Genomic DNA, 23,502 nt, shown 5'->3' with positions numbered 1-23,502 from the left:
ATCGGGCGCCCGTGCATCGGCGTCGAGTCGTCTCGAAGGGCGAGATGAAAGCGGGAGAGAGAGGGACCAACATCGGTTGCACATGTTTCCCGTCAGTTGGACGGGGAAGGTGATTGGTAAACGGTGTGTAACCGCGGCTGACGGCGCGAGGGGCGCGGAATCAAGGCTCGTCGGTGGCGGCGAGTCCGGGGAAGGAGACGTACGAAAACACGGGACAAAACCGGCGTCGCCGCAGTTTTCGACGCGTTCAGTCCGGGGCGACGGAAATTACGAGTCGCATTACTATCCACTCGTGGCGACAGTTATCCGTATGAATCTGTCACGGCGTTCATACCTCGGACTGGGCGCCGCCGTGCTCAGCGGCTGTGTCGCGAGGGGTGGAGAACCGGCCGGAACGCCCGAGGCGACCGCGACCAGCGAGCCGCCAGTTCCGACCCCACGCTTCAACTACGACGACCCGAGCGTCGGCGCGCCGGGCGACCCGCTTGCGGTCGCGTTCAACAGCCGCGAGCGGTTCAGAGACGTGGGATGGCTCGTCGACGACTTCGAGGACGAGCGCCGGTGGGAGACGTTCGCGGGGCGGCTCGCCGTCGAGGAGGACGTCGTCTACTGCGGGTCTCAGTCGCTCCGGCTCGAAGCGACGCCGGCCGACGAACGGGTGTGGATTTACCGGACGTTCGACGGCGGTATCGACCTCTCCGGGGCGGACCTCTCGCTGGCGGTCAACCTCGAAACGCCCGATACCGAGGGCATCACGGTTCGCCTCGCCGCACCCGACTACGACAACACGCTGCTTCTCGGCCGCCACATCTGGCGGGCGGGCTGGCAGCGCCTCGACCTCGGGCCGCGGCGCGTCACCGGGTCGCCGGACCTGACGAACGTCACCGAGATAAGCATCCAGTTGTACACCGGCGGCGGCACGACGGCGCGGTTCTACGTCGACTCGCTCCGTGCCAAACCCCGGGCCGACGCGGGTAAGGTGATGATAACGTTCGACGACAACACGCGGAGCCAGTACGACACGGCGTACCCGATACTGGAGTCCCACGGCTTCCCCGGCGTCGTCGGCGTCATCCCGTGGACCGTGGGGTCGAGCCACCGCATCCCCCGGGACGGGATGGACGAGATGGTCGACGCCGGCTGGGACATGGTGAGCCACCCCCAGCGGTCGGACTCGTTCCGCGACCTCTCGCCGGTCGACCAGCGCGCGAGCATCAGAGAGTCGAAGGCGTGGCTCGTCGAAAACGGGTTCGAGCGCGGGGCCGACTTCATCATCTGGCCGTACGGCCGGTACGACGAATCGGCGCTCGACGCCGCGAGCGACTACCACTACCTCGGGTTCGTGACGGTCGGCGGGCCGACGGGTGCGATTTCCGACCCGCAAATCGTCGGCCGAACCGACGGCGACGACGTGAAGACGGCGAAGCAGGCGCTCGACTTCGCCGCGCAGTACAACCAGCTCGCGGTGCTCATGTACCACGACGTGACCGGGGAGGGGCGCTCCGTCAGCCCGGCGGCGTTCGCCGAGACGATTGACTACGTGGACGAACTCGGGCTGGACGTGGTCACCGCGTCGAGCTACTGGGAGTCGATTCGAGACACGGTCTGACGCGGCGACTCGCCCGGAACGCTGACCCGTGCAGCGCGGGAGACCGATTCGAGCACGGCCGACATATTGATTTTCGGGACAGTCTCGACGGACGTGATACGGATGCTGTCAGTCACGCCTCGCTGAACGTTAGACGGTCGTTCCGACCGTCAGAAACGCCTGAAAGTCGCATTTACGTACGTGTTGCTGACGACTAACAAAGACCCGAACCGCCCAATCTGCGGGTCGAAGTACCGATGTTCCTACGCACACTCCAACTCGATTCGCGGCCGCGGGACGACGCGCCCGGCGGCGGCGGACCGGTCGACACGCCGCGTTCAACACAGGGGTCGCACGCGAGGGGCGATGTACCGCGGTAACGCCGTGGGCGTCGTCGTCCCCGCGTACGACGAGGCGCGGTTCGTCGGCGGCGTCATCGACACGCTCCCCGCGTTCGTCGACCGCGCCTACGTCGTCGACGACCGCTCGACCGACGGGACGTGGGCGGTGATTCGGCGGCACGCCGCGCGCGCGAACGAACGGGAGGCCGCGCCCGTCGTCGCCGCGGCCGACGGCGGCGCGTCTCTCGACCGGCGCGTCGTCCCGATTCGACACGCGGTCAACCGCGGGCGCGGTGCGGCCGTCAAGACCGGCTACGAGCGTGCCCTCGCCGACGGGATGGATATCGTCGTCGTGATGGACGGCGACGGCCAGATGGACCCGGACATCATGCCCGCCATCATCGACCCCGTCGTCGACGGGGACGCCGACTACGCCGTCGGCGACCGGCTCGCGGCTCGGGACACCCGCCGGGGGATGCCCCCGTGGCGGCTGTTCGGCAACCTCCTGTTGTCCGGGCTGACCCGCATCGCCAGCGGCTACTGGCACATCCGCGACCCGCAGAACGGCTACACGGCCGTCTCGGCGGACGCGCTCTCGGAGTTGGAGTTCGACCGGCTGTACGACCAGTACGGTTTCCTGAACGACCTGCTCGTGCACCTGAACGTCGCGGGAAAACGCGTCGCGACCGTGCCGATGCGCGCCCGCTACGGCGACGAGGAAAGCGGCATCAGGTACTCGACGTTCGTCCCCGGACTGTCGTTCCTCCTGCTCAGAGACTTCCTCTGGCGGCTCCGCGTTCGATATCTCGACGGGGGGGTCCATCCGGTGGCGGTCCTCTACGCGCTCGGCGTCGTGGGCGTCCTCGCCGGCGTGCTCCGACTGGTCGGCGGCGTCGCGTCGAAGGACCGCGACGGTGCGGGGCGAGCGACCCTCGCCGGGGTCATCGGGGGGGTTGCGTCCCTGGGCGGTGCAATGTTCCTCGACAGCCGCGCGAACGAACCGCTGCGAATCGCGGCGGCACCGTCCGCGTCGTTCGAGCGGGACGAGCCGAGCGACTCGCAGTCGTCTCGCGTCGGCGGCGACGACGGGAGCGACCAGCGGGGAGACAGCGAGACCGACGGTGTCGCAGACCGCGAGGTAATCGGAGGTTAGTCACCTCGTACCCCCGGAATCGGGGGCGTGAGGCGCTCAATAACAACAGCCTAGTCGCGTCATCTATCCAGTAATGGGGTCCACATCACACAGCAAAGGGCGGTTAAACCGGGCGCTCGGCGAACTCTCGCTGGACGTGCCCTTCGCGCTGGTAATCGTCGTTGCGAGTAGTCTCGTCGCGGCGCTCAACGTCGTTCCGACCGTCCAAGCGCTCGTCGGACTCCCCGTACTGCTGTTTCTCCCCGGATACGCGCTGTTGCTCGCGCTGTTTCCCGCCGGGTCGTCGGACGCGCCCACCGAGGGACCGTCGTTCGGTCGGTTCGAGTGGCAGCCCAACCTCAGCCTCACGGAGCGCCTCGCGCTCGCCTTCGGAATGAGCGTCGCGCTGCTGCCGGTCGTCGGGCTGACGCTCCTCTGGACCGGCGTCGGGCTGGACACCGCGCCCGTCCTCCTCGCTCTGGCGGCGGTCATCGTCGTCGGCCTCGCGGCCGGCGAAGCCCGGCGGCAGCGACTCCCCGAAGCAGAGCGGTTCCGCGTTCCGATTCGTCGCTGGTACACCGACGTGGTTCGGTCGTTCGACCAGCCCTCGCGGGTGGACTCGCTTCTGAACGTCGCGCTCGCTTTCGCGGTCATCGTGGCCGTCGCGAGCCTGAGCTACGCGCTCGTCGCGCCGGGGACGGGCGAGTCGTATTCGAGCCTGTCGCTTCTCACGCAGGACGCCGGGGGCGAGTTCGTCGCCGCCGACTACCCCGAAGCACTGACAGTCGGCGAGCAGACCTCCCTGTTCGTCTCCGTCGAGAACGTCGAGGGCGAGGCGACGAGCTACACGCTCGTGTCCGAACTCCAGCGAGTCGAGCGAGCGAACGGCGAGGTGACGGTCGTCGAGCGGCAAGTCCTCGGGTCGCGGACGGAGACCGTCGAAGACGGCGAGACGTGGCGGACCCGCCACAGCTTCGCCCCGGCGCTGACCGGCGAGGACCTCCGGCTCACCTACTTCCTGTACGAGGGCGACGCGCCGGCGGAGCCGAGCACCGAGACGGCGTACCGCTCGGCGTACGTCTGGGTCACCGTGACCGAAGAGCCGACCGCCGGCGGCGCGGACGACGCGGGCGACGACGCGTAACACGAACTCGCCCGCGGCTCGTCGGCCCCGGCGAAGCTGGCGGTCGCTCGGTCGTCGAGTAGAGCATCGAAAAAACCGCGTCGGAATGCGAACGTGGGTGCCTCTGTCGTCTGCGGCGTCACCGCGCGAGCGGCGCGCCGCGCGTAGTTTCTGTGTCCGTGCTGTGCCGTCGTGTCGTTTTCCTGCGTCGCCTCAGCCGTCGTTGTCTTCGAACGTCAGCGCCGCGTCGCCGGCCAGGTTCATCTTCGTGATGTCGCCCGAGAACCGGAAGGCGTCGATGCCGTCCGTGACCGACCCCTTCGCCTTGCCGTTGGTGAGGCTGTCGTCGCTCTCCGTCGGCCCGACGAGCGGGTCGTTCAGGATGTCGCCGGAGACCATGAAGTCGTACGTCGTCTCCGTGCCGTCGCCCTCGACGACGAGGGTGTTCGGCAGGGAGAACACGGCGGGGTCGACCCGCGTGCCGTTGACGTAGACCTCGGCCTCGCCTTCGAGGAACGACAGCGACGTAATCGTGCCCGTGAAGGCGTACACGTCCTCGACGCCCTCGGTGGTCACCCAGCCCGTCGCGGAGCTTTCGGACACGTCGTCCCACTGTTCGATGGTGTCGCCCGAGGCTTCGAGCGTGCCGCTAACGGTGACCTCGTACTGCGTCTCGGCACCGGTGCCGACGAGGCGCAGTTCGTTCTGGCTGTCGGCGGTGTCGTCGGTCGAATCCGTCGAACCGTCCGTGCCCGAGTCGGTCGAACCGTCAGTGCCCGAGTCCGTCACGGCGTCCGTGACGGTACTCTCGGTCACCTGCTCGCCGTCGACGTAAATCTCGGCCTCGCCCTCGACGAAGCCGAAGGAGGTGACGCTTCCAGCGAAGTTGAACGTGTCCTCGACGCCCGCGGTCGTAATCCACCCGCTGGCGGAGGTTCCGTCGATGGTGTCCCACGTCTCGACGGTGTCGCCCGAGGCTTCGAGCGCGTCGCTGACGGTGAACTCGTACTGGGTCTGCGTGCCCGTACCGACGAGGCGCAGTTCGTGCGAGAGGTCGGTGGAGTCGGTCGTGGAGTCGTCGGTCGAATCCGTCGAGTCGTCGGTGTTCGAATCGGTGGAGTCGTCGGTCGTGGCGTCCGTGACGGTACTCTCGGTCACCTGCTCGCCGTTGACGTAAATCTCGGACTCGCCTTCGAGGAACGAAAACGAGTCGATGTCGCCGGAGAACGTATAGGCGTCTTCGACGCCGTCGGTCGTAATCCAACCGGTCGCGGTGCCGCTTTCGATGTCGTCCCACTCCTCGATGGTGTCGCCCGACGCCTGGAGCGAGTCCGTCACCGTGAACTCGTACTGGGTCGTCGTGCCCGTGCCGACGAGGCGAAGCTCGTTCGGGAGGGGCTCGGTCGTGGAGTCGTCCGTCGTAGAGTCGTCCGTGCTCGAATCCGTCGTCGACGAGTCGCCGCCGGTGCTCCCGTCGGCGCTGGGAAGCGGACAGGAATCGCCGCTCGTGATGTTGCTCGTGTCCACGTCGGCCCCGCTGAACACCGTCGCCTGCCCGGTGACGTTGATGTTCGAGTCCACGATTTCGCAGTTCGTGGCGTCGTTGACGAGGACGCCGTCCACGTCGCCGTTCGGGAAGTGGATACAGCTGTTCTGGACGGTCGAGCCGTTGCGGTCGTTGTCGATGCAGACCGCCGCGCCGGCGGGCTGAGACCGCGTGCTGCCCGTGATGGAGACGTTTTCGAGGTTCACACCCCACGGCTTGTCCGCGGTGTCGGTGTCGACGGAGTCGGCGTGAATCGTCTGGACCGACGTGTCGTTCCGGATGCGGCAGTTGCGCAGGGTGAAGCCGCCGTGGCCGGCCCACGTCGGCGACGAGACGATGCCGCGCGAGGTGGGGCAAGACTTGAAGATGAAGTCGCAGTCCTCGATGAGGACGCCCGCGTACCCGTTGCCGGTGGAGTCGATGCGGAGCCCCTCGGGGCTGTCGAGACTGTCGCCGTCGCGGGCGTGCTCGTTGAGGTTGTCCGCGTCCATGATGACGGTCGCACCCTTAATCCACGAGGTCTTGGAAGGATGGTCGCCCGCGGAGATGCGCATGTTGGTGTTGTCGTTGTTCTTGAACAGCCCGCCCTCGACGCGGAGGACGCCGCGGGTGTGGGTCGCGCGGAACGACGACGACCCGCGCTGTTCGATGTGGCAGTCCACGAGGCGAATTTCGCCGACGGAACCGCCCTGCACGCGGATGCCAGCGACGCCGTCGGGGTAGCCCGGAAGCTCGGCCCCCTCGCGCATGTAGACGCGGCGGGCGACGTTGACGCCGTCGACGGAGGAACAGTCGTACGCGAGGAGCTGGCGGCGAGCGTCGTTGTCGGTGGGGGTGCGGCCGAGCCACTCGACGTCCTCGATGAGCGCGCCGTCGTCGTTTATCATCCAGATGTCCGCCGTGGTGGTGGAGTCGTCGGTCTGCTGGATGGAGAAGTTCTTCAGGACGTGGTGGTCCCCGCTGGTGATTTCGAGGAACCGGTACTTCTCGCCGTTGTTGCCCGACGGGAAGACGAACTGCACGTCCTTGTGAGAGCTACCGGTGCCGACCATCCCGAAGCGGGATACGCCGTCGTTCCAGTACTGCGTCTCGGTGGCGAGATACTCACCCGGAGGGAATTCGATGAGCGTCCCGCTCTCGTACGCGGAATCGAGTTGGTCGTCTATCGGGTCGTTTCCGTTGGGGTCCATTCCAAGGTCGTCCACCGCGTTGACGACGCGGTCCCATTGGATACCGAAGCGCTCCTCTGGTCCAGACGCAGCCGACGCGACGCCGGCAGAGAGGGCAGTCGATGCGGCCATCGCACCGAGTTTGAGGTAGTTCCGCCTGTTGAGTTGCGATTCGAGGATGGAGTCCGAATCCGCGGCGGATTCGTCGTCGTCTCCATCGGTTAGTCGTACCATATCTCAGGAAAGCCCTCGTTAAGGTGATAATCATTATTGCAAGGTATAATCTAATTAGCTGTGATTACTTACGGGATTGGTTCGGATGGAGGCCAGTTAATTACCAGTTGCATTCCAAAGCCACACAATATATTCACCCGGTTAAATATCAACTAAATCGTAGTATATCGCCAATTCGAAGCCCGAAAACAACCGCTTAATCGGGGCGATAGGGGAAGAATCGGCATCCCGTACCGAGCCGCAGTCTCTCCGTGAAACGTCTCTGAGCCGCAAATAATCAGTCGATGAACTGGTAATTACGCTCCCGGCGAGTCTTGCGGGGTGGTTCGTTTCATCGCACCCACATTTTTTGACGGAGTTCTGATAGGTTTGATTCACGGCGAAGCTTCAGCTAGCAATGAGAGTCCGCCGAATCGACTACTCGTCGGTCCCGCCGCGGCGGCCGAGCGCCGCGCCGCCGGCCCGCGTCGCCGGCGTTACTTCGACATCACCGAGACGAGCTCGCGGAGGTTCTGTTTGACCCGCCAGTCGAAAAGCGTCATGAGCGACGCCGCGCTGACGACGTAGGCGACGACGCCGATGGAAACGAGGAGCGCGAACTCGACGAGCGGCGAGCCGACGCGGTTCTGCGCCGCGAGGACCGCCAGCGCCATCGCGCCGCTGGCCGCGACGGGATAGGAAAGTTCGCGGAGGAACCGGCGGTAGGTCGTGCCGAGCGTCCGTTTCATCTCGCGCGCGTAGAGCGGGACCATCGGGAACGCGAGGATGCCCGTGACCGCGAGGGCGGTTCCCTCGATGCCGTAGACGCTCGTCGCGGGAACAATGGCGACGGCGAGCAGGACGACCCTGAGGAAGCCGAGTTTGGTCTGTACGTCGGGACGGCCGACGGCGCGCCAGACGGGGTTGAACGTCGCGAAGAGCGTCCGAAAGAGCCCGTAGGCGACGAGAATCTGCATGGCGAGCACCATCGGAAGCCAGTCCGCACCGAGGAACGCGCCGACGAAGGCGGGCGCGACGAGGTAGATGCCGACCGACATCGGCAGGGCGACGAACGCCGTGAGTCGGAAGGTGCTGAAGAACGCCTCGCGGAGGGCGCGCTGGTCCTCTTGGAGCTTCGAGTACGTCGAGAACATCACGCTGGAGACGACGACGGCGATTTCGGTCGCCGGCGCGTTGGAGATGCGGTAGGCGAGCTGGTAGTAGCCGAGCGAGGTCGCGGTCAGGAGCCAGCCGACGACGGCGTCGTCGCCCTGCCCGTAGAGGAACTCGACGATGGACGACCCCGTGACCCACTTCCCGTAGCCGATGAGCTCGGCGGCGTACGCCCGGTTCAGCGCGGGACGCGGGCGGTACGGATGCAGGAAGTAGGTCGCGACCGACCGGACGCCCGCGTCCGCGAGGTAGCCGAAGACGAGCGCCCAGACCGTCGGGCTGACCGCGGCGTAGCCGAGCGCGACAACGACGTAGGCGGTCGTGCCGCTGACCCGGTAGGCGAACTCCTTGTGGAACGCGAGGTCCTTCTTGAAGTAGACCATCGCTGGGTTCCGGAGTGCGAGGAAGATGGGGACCAGGGCGATGGCGCGGATGAGGTCCCGCGCGGCCGGCTCGCCGAACAGCGAGGCGAGCGACGGGGCGGCGAGATAGAGAACCGAACTCATCAGCAGGCCGCGGAGGAGTTCGAGCGTGAACGTCGTGTTCAGGTAGTCGTCGACGTCGTCGTCGACGCGCTGGATGAGCGCGGCGTCGATGCCGAGGTTCGTCAGGCTCAGAAGCGCAGAGATGGTAAGCAGCGCGATGCCCATCAGCCCGATGGCCTCGGGACCGAGCAGTCGCGCGAGGACGATGAACATCACGACCTTCAGCACCCGGTCGAGGACGTTCATCGCCGACACCCACATCCCGCTTTTCACCGTTCGCTCCGTGAGGTCGCCGTCGTCGTCGCCGGGGACGAACCGGCGGCGAATCGTCCGGACGACCGAGCGTATCCTATCTCTCATCGAAGGCACCTCTCGGGCCGCCGCTTCGACGACGACCCGGCGTATTCACGAACGGTAACACTCGGCTACACATCGGCTCACGAGGCGATTAATTATTGACTCGCTACTGGATTCCGCGGGGGGCGGGGCTCCCGCGGCCGCGGAAATTAGGCGCTGTTTGACGGGACGACGGACCCGACGGCCGGACGGCGAGTGACGGCGACCGAGGGAATCGAGATGGTGGGCGACCGGACGACAACGCCCACGGACGCCGATGAGTGTGGGGGCTCTCGGAGTCGAAGCGGAAGTTGAAAGTCGCGGAGTTTTAGGCCACGCGAAAAATGATAAGAATCAGAGTATAAAATATTCGTGTCGCCTAAAACCGTGCTGCAAGCGCTATGACTGCCTAATTTAGGTACCCCTAATAGACCAGATTTATTACAAATAAAGCCGTACGTTCACCTGTAATATGAGCGCGCAATCACTCGAGCGACGAACCCGGAACTACCTGAGCAACAACGTCCCGCAGATTCAGGAACACGGCGGGCACTTCGAAATCGAAGACGTGAACGACGAGACGGGCGAGGTCACCATCGCAATCGGCGGGGCGTGCTCCGGATGCGGCATCGCGCCGATGACGATGAAGGCCATCAAACAGCGCATCGCCGCCGAGGTCGACGACATCTCCGAAGTGACCGTGCGACAGGCCAGCGGCCCGCGGGCCGCCGTGATGCCGTCGAAGACCGACGAGATGGACCAGATGGAGGAGTACGAGGACTACAACCCGCCGTTCTGAGCCGGTGGGGCGTCGACACCTCCCCTCGTTTTTCTGACCCGCAGGTCGAAGCGGGCGAGCGACCGAACGGAAGAGACAGCGGCGGCACCGGCCGGAGCGGCGAAATCGACGGCAGCAGCTACGGCGGCGAAAAACGAAAACTCGGACTCGGTGTCGCTACCCGGACACGTAGTAGAGGTCGGCCGCGCCGTTCGACATGACGCGGTTCACGTTCGGCTGATTCTGGACCGCGGTGAGGTTCGCCTCGGAGTAGCGGAGCTCGCGGTACGCGACCACCTCGCGGTCGTGATCGGTTTTCGAGACCATCAGATATCGCGGGCCGTCGTAGTAACTCGGCAGGTCGGTGAGTGCCTCGTCCGGCGTCGTGAAACCGAGCGCCGGCGTGGGGCTGTCGGGCAGCGCGTCGACGAAGCGGTCGGGGTTCCCGCGGATACCCACGTACCGAATATCCTCGTCCGACATCCCGAAGGCGGTGTCGTACGCCCCCATCTGCTGGGCGGGGACGTGATTCGACGGCAGGTAGATGTACGGCGACGGGAACAGCACCATGAGCGTGAGCCCGATGACGAGCGCCGACGCGACGGGCGCGCCCGTCCTGACCGCCGCCCCGTACTTCGACCAGTACTCCGTCCCCGAGAGCCACTCGAAGGCGTAGAACAGCCCGACGCTCCCGACGACGGTCGACAGAATCATCGCGAAGCCGACGTGTCGGAAGAAGAAGTTCGTCTCCGAGATGACTCCGAGGAGGTGCGCGAAGAAGTACGGCACCAACACGACGAGGCTGAACGTCAGCGTCCGCAGGACCGACCGGCCCTGAGACGACAGCCGCGAGAACCGCCCGAACAGGACGCCGAGGAAGACACCGAGAGTTATCAGGGCGTACACCGCGTTCACGAGGAACAGCTTCACGAACACGTCGAAGATACCGCCGCCGACGGCGGTGACGGAGCCGGTGCGCTGGGAGATGGCCGTCCCGGCCTCGGAACTTCCCGAGAGGATACCGAGCACCCCTTCGACGAACAGGCCGCCGGTCGAAAAGCCGACCGTGTACTGCGTCAGCCAGTAGACGAACGCCGCGGCGAAGACGAGCGTCAGGCCGTACACCGGGCGCTGTTCAGCGACGGCGTCCGGGGTCCGCCAGCGCTGGACGAGCTGGATGCCCGCGGCGACGGCGAACAACACGAGATAGTTGACGGCGACTTGCAGATGGTACGACACCAGCGCGACCGTCCCGATGGCGAACAAGACGGAGACGGGCGTGACGTGGCCGCGCCACCGGCTCTCGACGGCGTCGGTGCCGGAGAACTGGTGCTTGAAGAAGAGGTACAGAAGCACCAAGCCGAGGAACGAGGCCATCGAGTACGGGAAGAACATGAGCTTGAAGCCGTTGAGGTTCACCGGCAGGAACAACAGCGCCGAGAACACGGCGATGAGAACCGCCCGCCGGTCGGAAACGACGAGCGAGACCAGGAGCGGGACGAACACGAGGTAGACGGCCGAGACGAAAAACACCACCAGCATCATCGCGGTAGTGATTTCGACGCCGAGGGCGGCGCTGACCATCCCCGCCGAGACGTGACCGCTCGGGTAGACGATGTCCAGCGGCGTCAGCGTCTCGGAGACGAGCGACTTCGCCCAGCCGAGGTGCGTCAGCGAGTCGTTGAACCCGTAGAAGTGGTACGCTCGGACGAGCGGGAGGGCGGAGACCGCGGCTATCGCGAGCGCCGCCAGCGCCACCCCGCCGGCCGCGAACCGACTGTTCGGGGCGCGAACGACTACGACCAGCGCGGTCAACACCGCCACCGCCACGCCGACCCAGAACACCGCCGGGGTCGACTGGTAAATCGAGACCTCGTAGGCGCTCGCCGGCGACGAGCGAGCGACGAGGATACCGACGGCTATCGCGAGAAATCCGACGAGGAGGAGCGTTCTCGTGAGCCGCGAATCACGTTGCGTCATCCCGTGAGAAAAGGCGAGTTGCGTAGTTTGTTATTGAGCGTGTAATCGACTCAGACGGCGTTATAGGCGTTCTTCCCGGTGTTTTCTTCGGGCATCGAGCGCCGAGCGGACGAACGCCGAGGGTCCGGCCGGCACAGAGGCCCGATAAAGCCGAGCTACCGTTCGGTTCGGCGGCGTTTGACACCGCCACGCGGCCGTATAGGTGCGTGATAACAAAACCCGACGCACGCGGATATCGGACAACGATGTCACTCACAGCAGTCACGCCGCAGACCGCCGAGCGAACCGAACGCGAGGGCCGTCGATGACCGGCTTCGTCGGCGGCGCGCTCGACGCGGCGACGCTCGACGCCTGCGCGGCCGAACTCCACCGCGAAGACTGGTACGAGTCGGCGGCGCGGTCGACCGGCCGCTTCGGCGTCTCGGTGCTCCACCACGGCGCGAGAGACCCCGGGGGCTGTACCGTCTGGGAGGACGGCCCGCGCGTGGGAGCGATATACGGCGCGGTGACGAACCTCGACGAACTCGAACTCGACGTAGACGGGCTGTTCGCCCGACTGTTCGAGGACCCACACGCCCTGCTGCCCGAACTCGACGGCTCGTTCCTCGTCGTCGCCGTCGACGGCGACGCGGAGCGCGTCGTGCTCGCCAGCGACAAACTCGGGACGCGACAGTGTTTCTACGTCGCGGGCGAGCCGTTCGCCTTCGGGACCGAAGTCGGCGCGCTGACGACCCTCCTCGACGACCCGCAGGTCGACGAACGCGCCATCAGCGACCTGCTCATGATCGGGCACGTCTGGGGCGACAAGACGCTCGTGCAGGGCGTGAAGTTCCTCCCCTCGGGGACCGTCCTCGACTACCGGGCCGACGCGGGGCCCGAACTCGACTCCTACTGGCACCACACGTTCGAACAGAGCGCCGACGACTCCTACCTCGACGACCTCACCGAGGCCTACCGCGAGGTCATCGCCGACATGGCCGACACGATAGACGGCGATATCGGTCTGTGGCTCTCCGGCGGCCTCGACAGTCGCTCGATGGCCGGGGAGCTCAGCCGCTACCACGACCTCACGACCTACACCTACGACTCGAACCCCGCGAACGGGAGCAACCTCGAACTCGCCGCGAAGGTTTCTGCGGTGCTCGGCCTCGAAAACCGGCGCGTGCCGGTCGAGTCCGACGCCCTCGTCGACTCGCTCGACAAATCGGTCCAACTGACCAGCGGGATGGTCGGTCTCTCCACGTTCGTCAACCTCGCGAACGTGTTCAACATCGAGGACATGCCCGACGTGCTCATCGAGGGCTGCGGACAGGGCGGGATGATGGGCGACGGCATCGGCCGAGCCGCCGTCGAGGGGAGCAAGTCGCCCGAGGCGGCGCTCTACCGCGCGAAACACCGAATCGACGTGGACGACGCCCGCCGCCTCCTGCGGACGGAGTTCGACCCGATGACGACCTACCGCGAGGAGGTGCGCAAGAGCGACCAGCCGGACCTCTTCAGCACCGCGATGGACTGCTACTACCGCAACTACTTCCCGCGGTGCGACTTCGCCAGCAACCCCATCGCCGAGAGCCAAGCCGGCACCCGAGTCCCGTTCAGCGACACCGAGTTCCTCGAAGCCGTGACGCGGATGCCGCTGTCGCACCGCGTCGGCTCGATTCCACTCACCAACGGGAAGGTTCCCGCCGGAACGGCCTACCCGAAGGTCGAACTGGTCCGCCGCCTCGACAGCCGACTCGCGGCCATTCCCTACGAACGGACGAAAGTCCCGCCGGCGCGCCCGATGTGGCAACACGCCGCCGGCTTCGTCGTCGGCACCTCCGTCGACCGCATCCGCGAGCGCCTCGTCGGTGACGTCCACACCTACGGTGGCCGCTCCACCATCGGCGACTGGTACCGGACGAACCGCGCGCTCCGCGAGCGCATCGACGACCTACTCGACTCCGCGTGCGAACGCCCGTACTTCGACGCCGACGAGATTCGCCGCCTCCAGCGCGAGGAACGCACGGGCGAAGCCGAACACATGAGCGCCATCTCCGGCATCATCACCGGCGAACTCTGGGTCCGCAAGTATATCGACCGCGAAGGTCGCGGCGTCGAGGAGGGTTCCGTCGGTGCGGCGGAAGCCGAAGACGCGCCGCAACCGGCCGACTGAGTTACTCGAACCACTCGATGGACTGTCCAGTCGTGTGGAACTGCGATTCGTTTCCGTCGACCCCCCGGGAAGCGAGGACTACTGAGGGTCGACGGAAACGTTCTTTTGAATTCGGTTCGTACGCGATGTTACGCCCGTGATTTCGGGATGGTTTCAGACGAACCCTTGTGGGATTGAAGCGCCCGACGCGTTAGTGCCGAGGATGCTGTCCGTCTGTTTCAGACGAACCCTTGTGGGATTGAAGCAGCTGCTCGTCGTACGAAAAGACGAGGTCGTAGGCGGTTTCAGACGAACCCTTGTGGGATTGAAGCCATACGCTTAGAGGTATCGCCACCAATCGCCTGCAGTTTCAGACGAACCCTTGTGGGATTGAAGCGGCACCCACTCCTGCCCGGCGTGCCCGACCGACGACGGTTTCAGACGAACCCTTGTGGGATTGAAGCTCCTCGATGTAGTCGAGAGCGGCGTACACGTCGCTGGTTTCAGACGAACCCTTGTGGGATTGAAGCCTCCGCCGGGTCGTGCATCTCCGGCTCGGTCTCGTCGTGTTTCAGACGAACCCTTGTGGGATTGAAGCCAGAGAAACAGGTTTTCGTCGCTCTGGAGGTCGATAGTTTCAGACGAACCCTTGTGGGATTGAAGCAGCATACTCCCCCGCGGGGGGTACTGACTTTCTGGCTGGTTTCAGACGAACCCTTGTGGGATTGAAGCCACGCCTGGAGTCGCTTTTCTTTGAACGGGTTGTAGTTTCAGACGAACCCTTGTGGGATTGAAGCGGACCGGCGGGCGGACGCGACGAACTCCCGAACGGTTTCAGACGAACCCTTGTGGGATTGAAGCCGTTTACAGACAACGACCTTGATACTGACGACCCAGTTTCAGACGAACCCTTGTGGGATTGAAGCCTCGCGAGCGCCGGCCTTAGCGCCGCCGAGGCGATGTTTCAGACGAACCCTTGTGGGATTGAAGCGACTCGGTCGTGAGCTCCGTCCGGCTCGACGACGCGATGGTTTCAGACGAACCCTTGTGGGATTGAAGCGAGATGACCGCGATGGAGATGTCCGGGTGGGTGAGGTTTCAGACGAACCCTTGTGGGATTGAAGCCCTCCGGGATGGGCGCACAGGCGATGGCCGATGGCGTTTCAGACGAACCCTTGTGGGATTGAAGCGACTTCGATGCGGCAGACATCGTCGGCTCGACCGGTTTCAGACGAACCCTTGTGGGATTGAAGCGTAATCGGCGCGCTGGGTATGTCCGGCATACTCAGCGGTTTCAGACGAACCCTTGTGGGATTGAAGCATCCGAAATGTTGGGTTTGGGGGCGTCTCGTATGCGTTTCAGACGAACTTCAGTTAGCACCAACCCGTCAAATGACGGGAACAACTTTATGTCGAGTAGTCAACAATCCTGGAGACAGCGATGAGTACAGAAGGAGGTGTCGGATAACAGTGCGGGTCATGGCTCACTTATCGGCGCGCGCCGACGCCGAATATCAGAACGATTACCATCACAAGATTCGCGGGCGAATCTGGAACGCGCTCGATGGGACGCCCTACGGAGAGCGGCACGACTCCGGCGAGCCACCGGGGTTCGCTTACTCGAATCCGTTTCCACCCCGCGATATGCGGGAAGGTGACGACCGGAAGTTGCTGGTCGCGTCTCCCGACGAGGAACTGCTTGCGAACGTAGCGGCGAATCTGCTCGACGACCGAGAGTTCAACGTCGGTGAGATGCCGTTTCACGTCGACGAGGTAACATCCCTCGAACCGGACGTGGGCGAACCCGGGACCAGAGGGACGCTCGAAACCGGAACCGGACTCCTCGTTCGAATCCCGCCGTGGCGGTGCGACGAGTACGGAATCGACCACCCCGGCGGCGATACCGCGACGTTCTGGCGACCGGAACACACCACGGCCCCGCTTCGGGAACAATTAGAGGCGAACCTCGACCAGAAACACGACCGATTCGCTCACGACCATCTTCCCGGTCCGAGCGACGTCCCGGGCGACCTGTTCGACGGCTACGAGCTATTGAAGACCTTCGCAATTCCGCTGACCGTGACTGAGGGGCAGGAGATGACCTACGTCCTGAGCAAGTGGAAGTTCGAGTACACCGTGCGCGACGACGACCATCGGAGGCATCTCAACCTCGCGCTCGACTGCGGACTCGGAGAGCGAAATTCGCTCGGTCTCGGCTTCGTGAATGTCGCGGAGCGAACTCGTCCGGGTGAGGCGATGGGAGAGGAGCGCGATGCTTTCGCCTAGCGAGTTTCGCGACCGATATCCAGAAGACGAGTTGGTCGACGAGCTCCCGGACTCACCGGTCGGCTCGCTCCGCGATTTGCAGTACCTCTACGGGAAACTCTATACGCTCGCCACGACGGGTGGCGGAGAGTACGCCCCGTATCTCACACCGGATGCCGCACGGGACCTCGTAGACACGGACGACAGTCTCATCGTCGTTCGCGTCGATCTCTCGGGAGACGAACCACAGTTAGCCGACGATACCCGTGGGCCAGTACTGGTGACGCGGTACACGGAAGACCTGATTCAACAGGTAGGACACTCAAAATACCCGGCTGCGCGCGGAATCGACCACAGTATCACCCACCAAGCCGGACGAAACAGCGACCCCGAAAAGCTCGCGCGATACGCCAAAGAACGGCTCACGAAATGGGCGACCGACGACGTCGTCGCGACTGCTGCCAGTGAACACCCGGACGGCTGGGTTATCGATCGTCTCGCTGAGCTTGGAACACGGGACGCTGCGCTCGAAGCTATCGAAGAAGCGGTCGTTCGAGCGTTAGGTGGCGAATCTGCAACCGCGCTGTTGACGGTCCAAGTAAAGACCGAACGAGATGGCGACTATCGATGGCCCGGCGACATCGCCGCGTTCAACGAGGCGATGCGCCAACGCAAACTATCGAAACTCGTCACGAAGAACAAGGCCGACGACTCGTCGGGAGATGCGACCGATATCGTAACCGGGCGACCCTCCCGAACGGTTGGAACCGCGGAAGATCCACAGAACTACTTCCTCGGCAAGCAACTCGAAAAGTTCCCGGGGCTGGATATCGAACACGCGTGGCGGTCCCATCCGATCTCGGAGGACGCCGCGGTGACGGTGATGAACGCCGAGGCGTTCGTCGAGGCGTGTACCTATCGGACGTTCGGTGCCAAGGTGTACTACCTGCCGTATTTCTTCGGACAGCAGACGGCGGAGAGAGTATACCGCCTCTACGAGATGCTGTGTAGTGCAGTCGAGGGAGACGGCGACGTGACCCCGGTCGAACGGGCGTACATGAGAGAGCGTGAAAGCGACACGGACGACGCCCGACTCCGATTCTACGTCTCGGCGGTCATGCCGCACCAGATGTCTCGGTACGACGTCTTCGGCGAGACGCTGAACGGCCGCTTGCACTACCCGAAAGAGCTCGCGTTTATCCACAATCGACTCGTCGGAGACGCGTCCGCGTTCAACGCAGACACCGACTGGACGGCACCACTCCCGAAAAACGACAAGTGGGGGCTGCTGTCGGTAAACGACGACCAACTCCACGCGGTTTCGACAGGGTGGTACTTCTATCAGACGTTCGCCGAGCGCGACGACGCCGAAGCGGACGCGGACGACCCGCGAATCGAAGCGCTCGTGAGCGTGCTGAGTGGGGACGCGGTCGCCGTCGACGTGCTGCTCGAAGAGTACGTCACCCGCATCATCGACGGGGAGTCAGACGACGACTTCGAGGGGTTCCCGTCGTTTCTGGTCGCCAGCCAATTCGCACAGCTCTGTGCGCTCGCCGATGGTAAGCTCGAACTGTTGAAGACGAGCGACCCCGCGAAAGACCAGATCACCCTCGAACCGACCTACGAGAGATTGACGATGCCAACACTAGACGAGATCCTTATCGCCGACGGGGGCCACCCCGCCGAACAGAAACTCGAATCGTTCATCACCGACACGCCCGCGCTCTCGCCGGCGCACGACGACGAGGAAGACTCCGTGACCAGCGAGCGCCGAGGAGCGTTTCTTCTCGGTGCACTCGTCGGAGACATCGGAAGTTACCAAGAGTACTCCGAGGACCGGTCCACGACGCTCGTCGACCAGTACCCGGTCAAGTCGATCACGCGAGCGCGAATCAAGAAAGTTACGCAGGAGACCGTCGCCAAGACCCTGACCTACACGCGCCAAGAAAAGAAGAAAGGAAAGAGCTACCCGGGGACGAAAGCCGAACACATCGTCGAACGACTCCGAGAGACGGTCCTCGACCCCGACCCCGACGACTGGGAGATCGACACCGACGATCTCCGCTTCTACTACGCCCTCGGCGTGACCTACGGCATGAACGACCATCCGGACTGGAACCAACAGAACAGCGACGCGAGCGACGAACGAACCACCGACGAGGAACACTAAGATGTCAGACACGAACGATGCCGTCACGAATCGCTCGGAAATCGTATTCCTGTACGACGCGGTCGACGCGAACCCGAACGGGAATCCCCTCAGCGGTTCTAATCGACCTCGAATCGACCCGCAGACTCAACAGGCCATCGTCACCGACGTTCGACTGAAGCGCTACCTCCGCGACCAGTTAGACGACGACGGCCACGGCGTCTACATCAGGAACGTCCAGCGCGAGGGGAACCAGTACACGCGGGGCGACCTTCTCGAAGACCGTCTCAAAGACGTCGAACCAGGTGAGTATGATCTCGACGACGACGAGGAGTCCGAACGGTTCCGAGACGACGTGTTCGGCGCGTTCCTCGACAACAGCGTCGACGTTCGATACTTCGGCGCGACGATGTCCGTCGACACCGACGACGTGTACGCAAAGCACCTCCCCGACCACTTCACCGGCCCCGTGCAGTTCTCACCAGGGAAGTCGATGCACGCGGTCAACGAAAACGAGGAGTACGACAGCCTCACGAGCGTTATCGCCACGCAGGAAAACAAACAGCAGGGAGGGTTCGACCTCGACGACCACCGGATACAGTACGGACTCATCCGGTTCCACGGGCTCGTCGACGAACACGGTGCCGCCGACACGAAGCTCACCGTCGGCGACGTCAAACGACTCGACACGCTCTGTTGGCGGGCCATCAAGAATCAGACCATAAGCCGAAGCAAAGTCGGACAAGAACCGCGGCTCTACTGCCGCGTCGAGTACGCCGACGAGAGTTTCCACCTCGGCGGTCTCGACAGGGACCTCGTTCTCGACGACGAGCGTTCAAAGCCGGACGAGGAACTCCGAACGGTTCGGGATCTCACCCTCGAAATCGACGGGTTCGTCGACCGACTTGCGGCCGCAAGCGCTCGGATTAACCGGATTCGAATCGTCGCGAGCGACGTCCTCGACGTCTCGTACGACGGAGACGTGGGCAGTACCGAACTCCTGTACGACGCGCTTCGCGAGGGCGTGGGAGACGACACCGTCGAGGCCGTCGACGTCTACGAGGAGCACACCGAGACGCTTCCGACCGGCGACGCCGCATAAGATGGGACAGGAATCGTTGGACGAGTGGGTCGGTGACGACGGCGGGCGTCCGGACCGCTGTCTGTCGTTCACTGTCAGCGGTCCGTGGGGGCACTTCCGGCGGGTCGAGGGGAACGTCGTCAAGCAGACGTACCGCATCATCCCGCGGACGACAGTGGCCGGACTGCTCGCGGCCGTGCTCGGAATCGAACGCGACGGTTACTACGACCTGTTCGCGCCCGATTCGTCGGAGATTGCAATCGAGCCAGTTCGGGCGGTTCGAACGCTCAATATGCCGATGAACACGCTGTCGACCGCGGGCGGGAACTTACAGTCGCTCAACGGTCGCGGGAAAATCAGCGTGAAGCTACCGAATCCGACGGCGCTCCGCCAACAACACAACTACGAGGTGCTCGTCGAACCCGCCTACCGGGTCGACGTATGGCTCGCAGAAACCGCTCGGTACAGAGAGCTTCGAGAGCTACTGGAAGCCGGGAAGTCACACTACGTTCCGAGCCTCGGTCTGTCGGAACACCTCGCAGAAATCGACTATCACGGCGAGTTCGATATCGAGTCAGGCTCCGAAGCCGGCCGAGTCGAAGTAGACTCCGCCGTGCCGAACGCGGTGGACGATGTCGTGCTGCGAGAGGGGACGCGGTGTCAGGTGGAAGAATCACCCGCGTTTATGCGAGCGGACTCCGGTGGTCGAACGACGACGGATTTCACGACGTACGCGTACAACCCCGACGCGGAGCCGCTGGTACTCGACGGCGTCGACACCGTCGAGGTCGACGGCCGGAACGTGGTGTTCGTCTGATGACGGAGCGGTACTCTCACCCACCGAACGAGGTTCACGACGGCGTTCCGTTGGTCGACCATCTCGAGGATGTCGCCGAACGTGTCGGATACATCGTTCCGGCCGACGCGGAGACTCCGGCCGGCGAACCGCTGCGAGCGGTCGTCGAGACGCTCGCATACGTGCACGACTTCGGAAAGGCGACGACGTACTTCCAGGACTACCTGTTGCGGTCGAAAGAACCGAGATACGAGCAGTATCGCTACCACGCACCGCTCGGGTCGTTCGCCGCGTACTACGCGCTCAGCGCCCAGAATTTCGACTCGGAGGTCTGTCTCGCCGGCTTCGTCGCGGTCGCAAAACACCACGGTCGGCTCCCCGACGTTGCGGCGTACGTCTTCAGTCGGGCGAACCGCCGCGAGAACGTTTCGCGGGGGAACCAAAACGCCGCCGAGATGCAACAGGTGGCGATTGCGAAGCAGCTCAAAGACATCGACGAGCACGTGCCGGAGCTCGCACGAGAGGTGTTCCAGAGCGCGACCGTCGGGGAGGGGTCATGGTCGTCGTTCCGGAGTTCGTTCAGGGAACTCCTGACGGAAGTCAGAAAATCGACGGGGTCGAGCGCAACGACGATTGACCGTGAAACGCTCTCAGAGCGCTGTTACGGGCTTGTATTAGAGTGTTGGGGGTCGCTGGTCCTCGCTGACAAAACAAGCGCTGCGGCGGCTGCGAGCGGTTCCGATGCGTCCGCGGCGACCTACGACGCATCGAAGCCGACGTTCGAGCGACTCGACGAGTACATCGGGTCGATAGAGCGAACCGCCGACTCTGACCGACACGGGAGCCGGAGCGAGCGATTGAATTTTCTCCGGGCGAAAGCGAGGGCGTCCGTCCTGTCGAACGTCGAATCGTTCGCCGACGCCGGCGGTGGGGTTGCGACGGTCACGCTTCCGACAGGGATGGGAAAGACGCTCACCGGCCTGTCAGCGGCTCTCAGCGTTCGTGACCGGCTCGGTCAGAAGCGCGTGATTTACGCGCTCCCGTTTACGAGCATCATTGACCAAGTCGTCGCCGAGGTCGAAAAGATATATCAAGTCGATACAACCGGGCGGTTGCTGACCGCGCACCATCATCTTTCGGAGGCGACAATCGTCGATGAAAGCGACGAGAATGCCGACGAAGCGGACGCGAACGACGACATCGCCGGGATGCTGGCGGAGAGTTGGCGCGCCGGAATGACGGTGACGACGTTCGTCCAACTGTTCGAAAGCCTCGCCGGGCCGGCCAACAGGCAGTCGATGAAGCTCCCGGCCCTCCGGAACAGCGTCGTCGTGCTGGACGAACCGCAGAGTCTCCCGTTGGACTGGTGGAAGTTGGTTCCGCGGCTCGTGAGAATGCTCACCGAGCAGTACGGTGCGACGGTTATCGTCATGACCGCCACGCAACCGCAATTATTCGATGACGCGACTGAGCTGGTCTCCGCACCCGAAACGTACTTCGAAGCGACAGAACGCGTCCGGTACGAACTGGACGACTCGGCGACTCGGTATATCGACTCACGAGAAGAACCGAAATCGTATGCCGAGGCGGCAAGTGAGATAGTCGACGAGAGTGCCGGAGCCAATGGGACCAGGAGCGGCGAGGCTGGTGAAACGGAGTCAGTACTCGCAATCTGCAACACGATCGACAGTGCACAAGCGCTGACGACGCACGTCACCGAGGCCCTGTCAGACGCGATGTCAGTCGGGTCGGTCTACGCCGACGTGCTCGAAAGCACCGACCGAGATAGTACGGACATAGAGGTGGCGACAGTCGCAGAGCGGGTCGCCGACGACGGAGGGCGGCCAGTCCTCCACCTCTCCACTCGATTACGTCCGGTCGACCGGCTTCGGCTCATCGAGACCGCGAAACTGCTCACCGAACGAGGATGCTCGCTCATCGTGGTTTCGACCCAACTCGTCGAAGCCGGCGTCGACATCAGTTTCGACCGCGTCTGCCGAGACCTCGCACCCATAGACAGCATCGTCCAAGCCGCCGGACGTTGCAACCGTTCGTTCGAGAGGGACCGCGGTCGCGTCATCGTCTGGTGGCTCGAAGCGCCTGACGAACAGACGAAGACGCCGTCGGAGGCGGTGTACAACCGAGGAACGGCGCTACTCCCCGTTGCGACCGAGACGCTCGACGATATCGGTGGGGGCGAAGGCACGATTCCGGAAGCGGCGGTTTCGAAAACGGCCGTCGAAGAGTATTACCGTCGACTCCACGACGAGAAGAACGTCGGAAAAGACGCATACGTCAAGTACGTGAACCACGCGAGAGCGGACGATCTCGCGGAGTTGTCGCTGATCGAAAAGCGGCGGAGCGTGGAGGTCGTCGTCTGTCGGACCGCCACTGAACGAAAACGAGTCGAAGCCGCCAGAGCCGCGTGGCGGGACTACGAGTTCGAGCGGGTACGCCAACTTATTGATAGTCTAAAAGAAGCGACCGTATCGATTCCGATATATCGGAGCGATTCGGAGGAGGCACAGGCACTCAGCGGCTTAGCGCGTATTCACGAAGACACTGAAACGCGGTGGATCGACACGAGAGACATCCGGCACGACAGTTACTTCGATTCGACGACCGGACTGGTCGCAGAGAGTAGCGTCGACAACCGGATATTATGACGACGAGCGACCCGGTCGACCGACTGCTCGCGACCGCACGGGGAGCGCCCGTCGACGAGCCGTTTCGCGTCACCGGAGTGATGATGCAGTACTACTACGTCTGCGAGCGGGAGCTCTGGTTCGAAAGCCGGAGCCTCGAAATCGACCGCGAGAACGCGACCGTCGTGAGAGGAACTCGGGTCGACGAAACCGCGTACGACGAAAAACGGGAGAGCCTCCGCCTCGGAATGATCTCACTGGACTTGCTCGACGACGGCCGAGTCGTCGAAGTCAAACCCTCGTCGGCGCTCACCGAGCCCGCCGAAATGCAACTGTCGTACTACCTGTGGTATCTCGACAGAGTCGCCGGCGTTCGTCGTGATGGCGTCCTCGCCCACCCGCGAGAGCGCCGCCGGCAGTCGGTCGAGCTCACGGAAGAACGAGCGAGAAAAGTCGAGTCGTCGATTCGTGCGATTCACGAACTCGTACGTCGATCTTCGCCGCCGCCCGCCGAGCGAAAATCCTTCTGCGAGTCGTGTGCGTACCACGACTTCTGCTGGTGTTGACA

At 63.9% G+C, this 23,502-nt stretch carries 14 protein-coding genes and 1 CRISPR repeat array; of the genes, 11 read left to right on the top strand and 3 right to left on the bottom strand.

Annotated elements, in window-relative coordinates:
• Positions 1-352: 352 nt before the first annotated feature.
• The 3 genes from ACSR87_RS17850 (at position 353) to ACSR87_RS17840 (ending at position 4,205) form a co-directional block, all read left to right on the top strand.
• Positions 353-1,609 (top strand): polysaccharide deacetylase family protein, encoded by a 1,257-nt coding sequence (locus tag ACSR87_RS17850; protein ID WP_498531687.1) that lies wholly within the window; start codon positions 353-355, stop codon positions 1,607-1,609.
• A gap of 345 nt (positions 1,610-1,954) precedes the next feature.
• Positions 1,955-3,082 carry a glycosyltransferase family 2 protein gene (locus ACSR87_RS17845; protein ID WP_498531548.1) on the top strand — a complete coding sequence of 376 codons (1,128 nt, stop codon included), beginning with the start codon at positions 1,955-1,957 and terminating at the stop codon, positions 3,080-3,082.
• 73 nt (positions 3,083-3,155) lie between these two features.
• Positions 3,156-4,205: a DUF1616 domain-containing protein gene (locus tag ACSR87_RS17840; protein WP_498531547.1), complete on the top strand. Its 1,050-nt coding sequence runs from the start codon at positions 3,156-3,158 to the stop codon at positions 4,203-4,205.
• Between the two features lie 192 nt (positions 4,206-4,397).
• Here ACSR87_RS17840 and ACSR87_RS17835 read toward each other — a convergent pair whose 3' ends face one another.
• Both ACSR87_RS17835 and ACSR87_RS17830 read right to left on the bottom strand, forming a co-directional pair.
• Positions 4,398-7,133 (bottom strand): hypothetical protein, encoded by a 2,736-nt coding sequence (locus tag ACSR87_RS17835; RefSeq protein WP_498531546.1) that lies wholly within the window; start codon positions 7,131-7,133, stop codon positions 4,398-4,400.
• 476 nt (positions 7,134-7,609) lie between these two features.
• Positions 7,610-9,130 (bottom strand): lipopolysaccharide biosynthesis protein, encoded by a 1,521-nt coding sequence (locus ACSR87_RS17830; RefSeq protein WP_498531545.1) that lies wholly within the window; start codon positions 9,128-9,130, stop codon positions 7,610-7,612.
• A gap of 448 nt (positions 9,131-9,578) precedes the next feature.
• On the opposite strand from ACSR87_RS17830, the gene ACSR87_RS17825 reads away from it, so the two are divergent.
• Positions 9,579-9,905 carry a NifU family protein gene (locus ACSR87_RS17825; RefSeq protein ID WP_498531544.1) on the top strand — a complete coding sequence of 109 codons (327 nt, stop codon included), beginning with the start codon at positions 9,579-9,581 and terminating at the stop codon, positions 9,903-9,905.
• A 156-nt stretch (positions 9,906-10,061) separates the two neighbouring features.
• Here the strand turns inward: ACSR87_RS17825 and ACSR87_RS17820 are convergent, their stop codons facing one another.
• Entirely contained in the window at positions 10,062-11,864 is a 1,803-nt protein-coding gene (locus ACSR87_RS17820) for a hypothetical protein (protein WP_498531543.1), read from the bottom strand.
• Positions 11,865-12,168: 304 nt separating this feature from the next.
• Here ACSR87_RS17820 and ACSR87_RS17815 point away from each other — a divergent pair, with 304 nt between their 5' ends.
• The 7 genes from ACSR87_RS17815 to cas4 all read left to right on the top strand — a co-directional run bounded on the left by ACSR87_RS17815 (position 12,169) and on the right by cas4 (position 23,500).
• Positions 12,169-14,019: an asparagine synthase-related protein gene (locus ACSR87_RS17815; protein WP_498531542.1), complete on the top strand. Its 1,851-nt coding sequence runs from the start codon at positions 12,169-12,171 to the stop codon at positions 14,017-14,019.
• Between the two features lie 150 nt (positions 14,020-14,169).
• Positions 14,170-15,319: direct repeats of the CRISPR family, unit length 30 nt; unit sequence GTTTCAGACGAACCCTTGTGGGATTGAAGC.
• A gap of 158 nt (positions 15,320-15,477) precedes the next feature.
• Positions 15,478-16,284 (top strand): CRISPR-associated endoribonuclease Cas6, encoded by an 807-nt coding sequence (gene cas6, locus ACSR87_RS17810; RefSeq protein ID WP_498531686.1) that lies wholly within the window; start codon positions 15,478-15,480, stop codon positions 16,282-16,284.
• Positions 16,271-18,433 (top strand): type I-B CRISPR-associated protein Cas8b/Csh1, encoded by a 2,163-nt coding sequence (cas8b, locus tag ACSR87_RS17805; protein ID WP_498531541.1) that lies wholly within the window; start codon positions 16,271-16,273, stop codon positions 18,431-18,433. Before cas6 ends, cas8b begins: the two co-directional genes overlap by 14 nt.
• Before the next feature lies 1 nt (position 18,434).
• Positions 18,435-19,514 carry a type I-B CRISPR-associated protein Cas7/Csh2 gene (gene cas7b, locus ACSR87_RS17800; protein WP_498531540.1) on the top strand — a complete coding sequence of 360 codons (1,080 nt, stop codon included), beginning with the start codon at positions 18,435-18,437 and terminating at the stop codon, positions 19,512-19,514.
• 1 nt (position 19,515) lies between these two features.
• The gene (cas5b, locus tag ACSR87_RS17795) at positions 19,516-20,310 is read left to right on the top strand and encodes a type I-B CRISPR-associated protein Cas5b (protein ID WP_498531539.1); all 795 of its coding nucleotides are present in this window, start codon (positions 19,516-19,518) and stop codon (positions 20,308-20,310) included.
• Entirely contained in the window at positions 20,310-22,955 is a 2,646-nt protein-coding gene (locus ACSR87_RS17790) for a CRISPR-associated endonuclease Cas3'' (RefSeq protein ID WP_498531538.1), read from the top strand. The genes cas5b and ACSR87_RS17790 overlap by 1 nt, the downstream gene beginning before the upstream one ends.
• Complete coding sequence (gene cas4 / locus ACSR87_RS17785) at positions 22,952-23,500, top strand: CRISPR-associated protein Cas4 (protein WP_498531537.1); 549 nt, start codon at positions 22,952-22,954, stop codon at positions 23,498-23,500. Before ACSR87_RS17790 ends, cas4 begins: the two co-directional genes overlap by 4 nt.
• The last annotated feature ends 2 nt before the right edge of the window (positions 23,501-23,502 follow it).

The organism is Haloferax sp. SDI50 (genome assembly GCF_059802635.1).
This window is presented reverse-complemented; position numbering and strand designations above follow the sequence as displayed.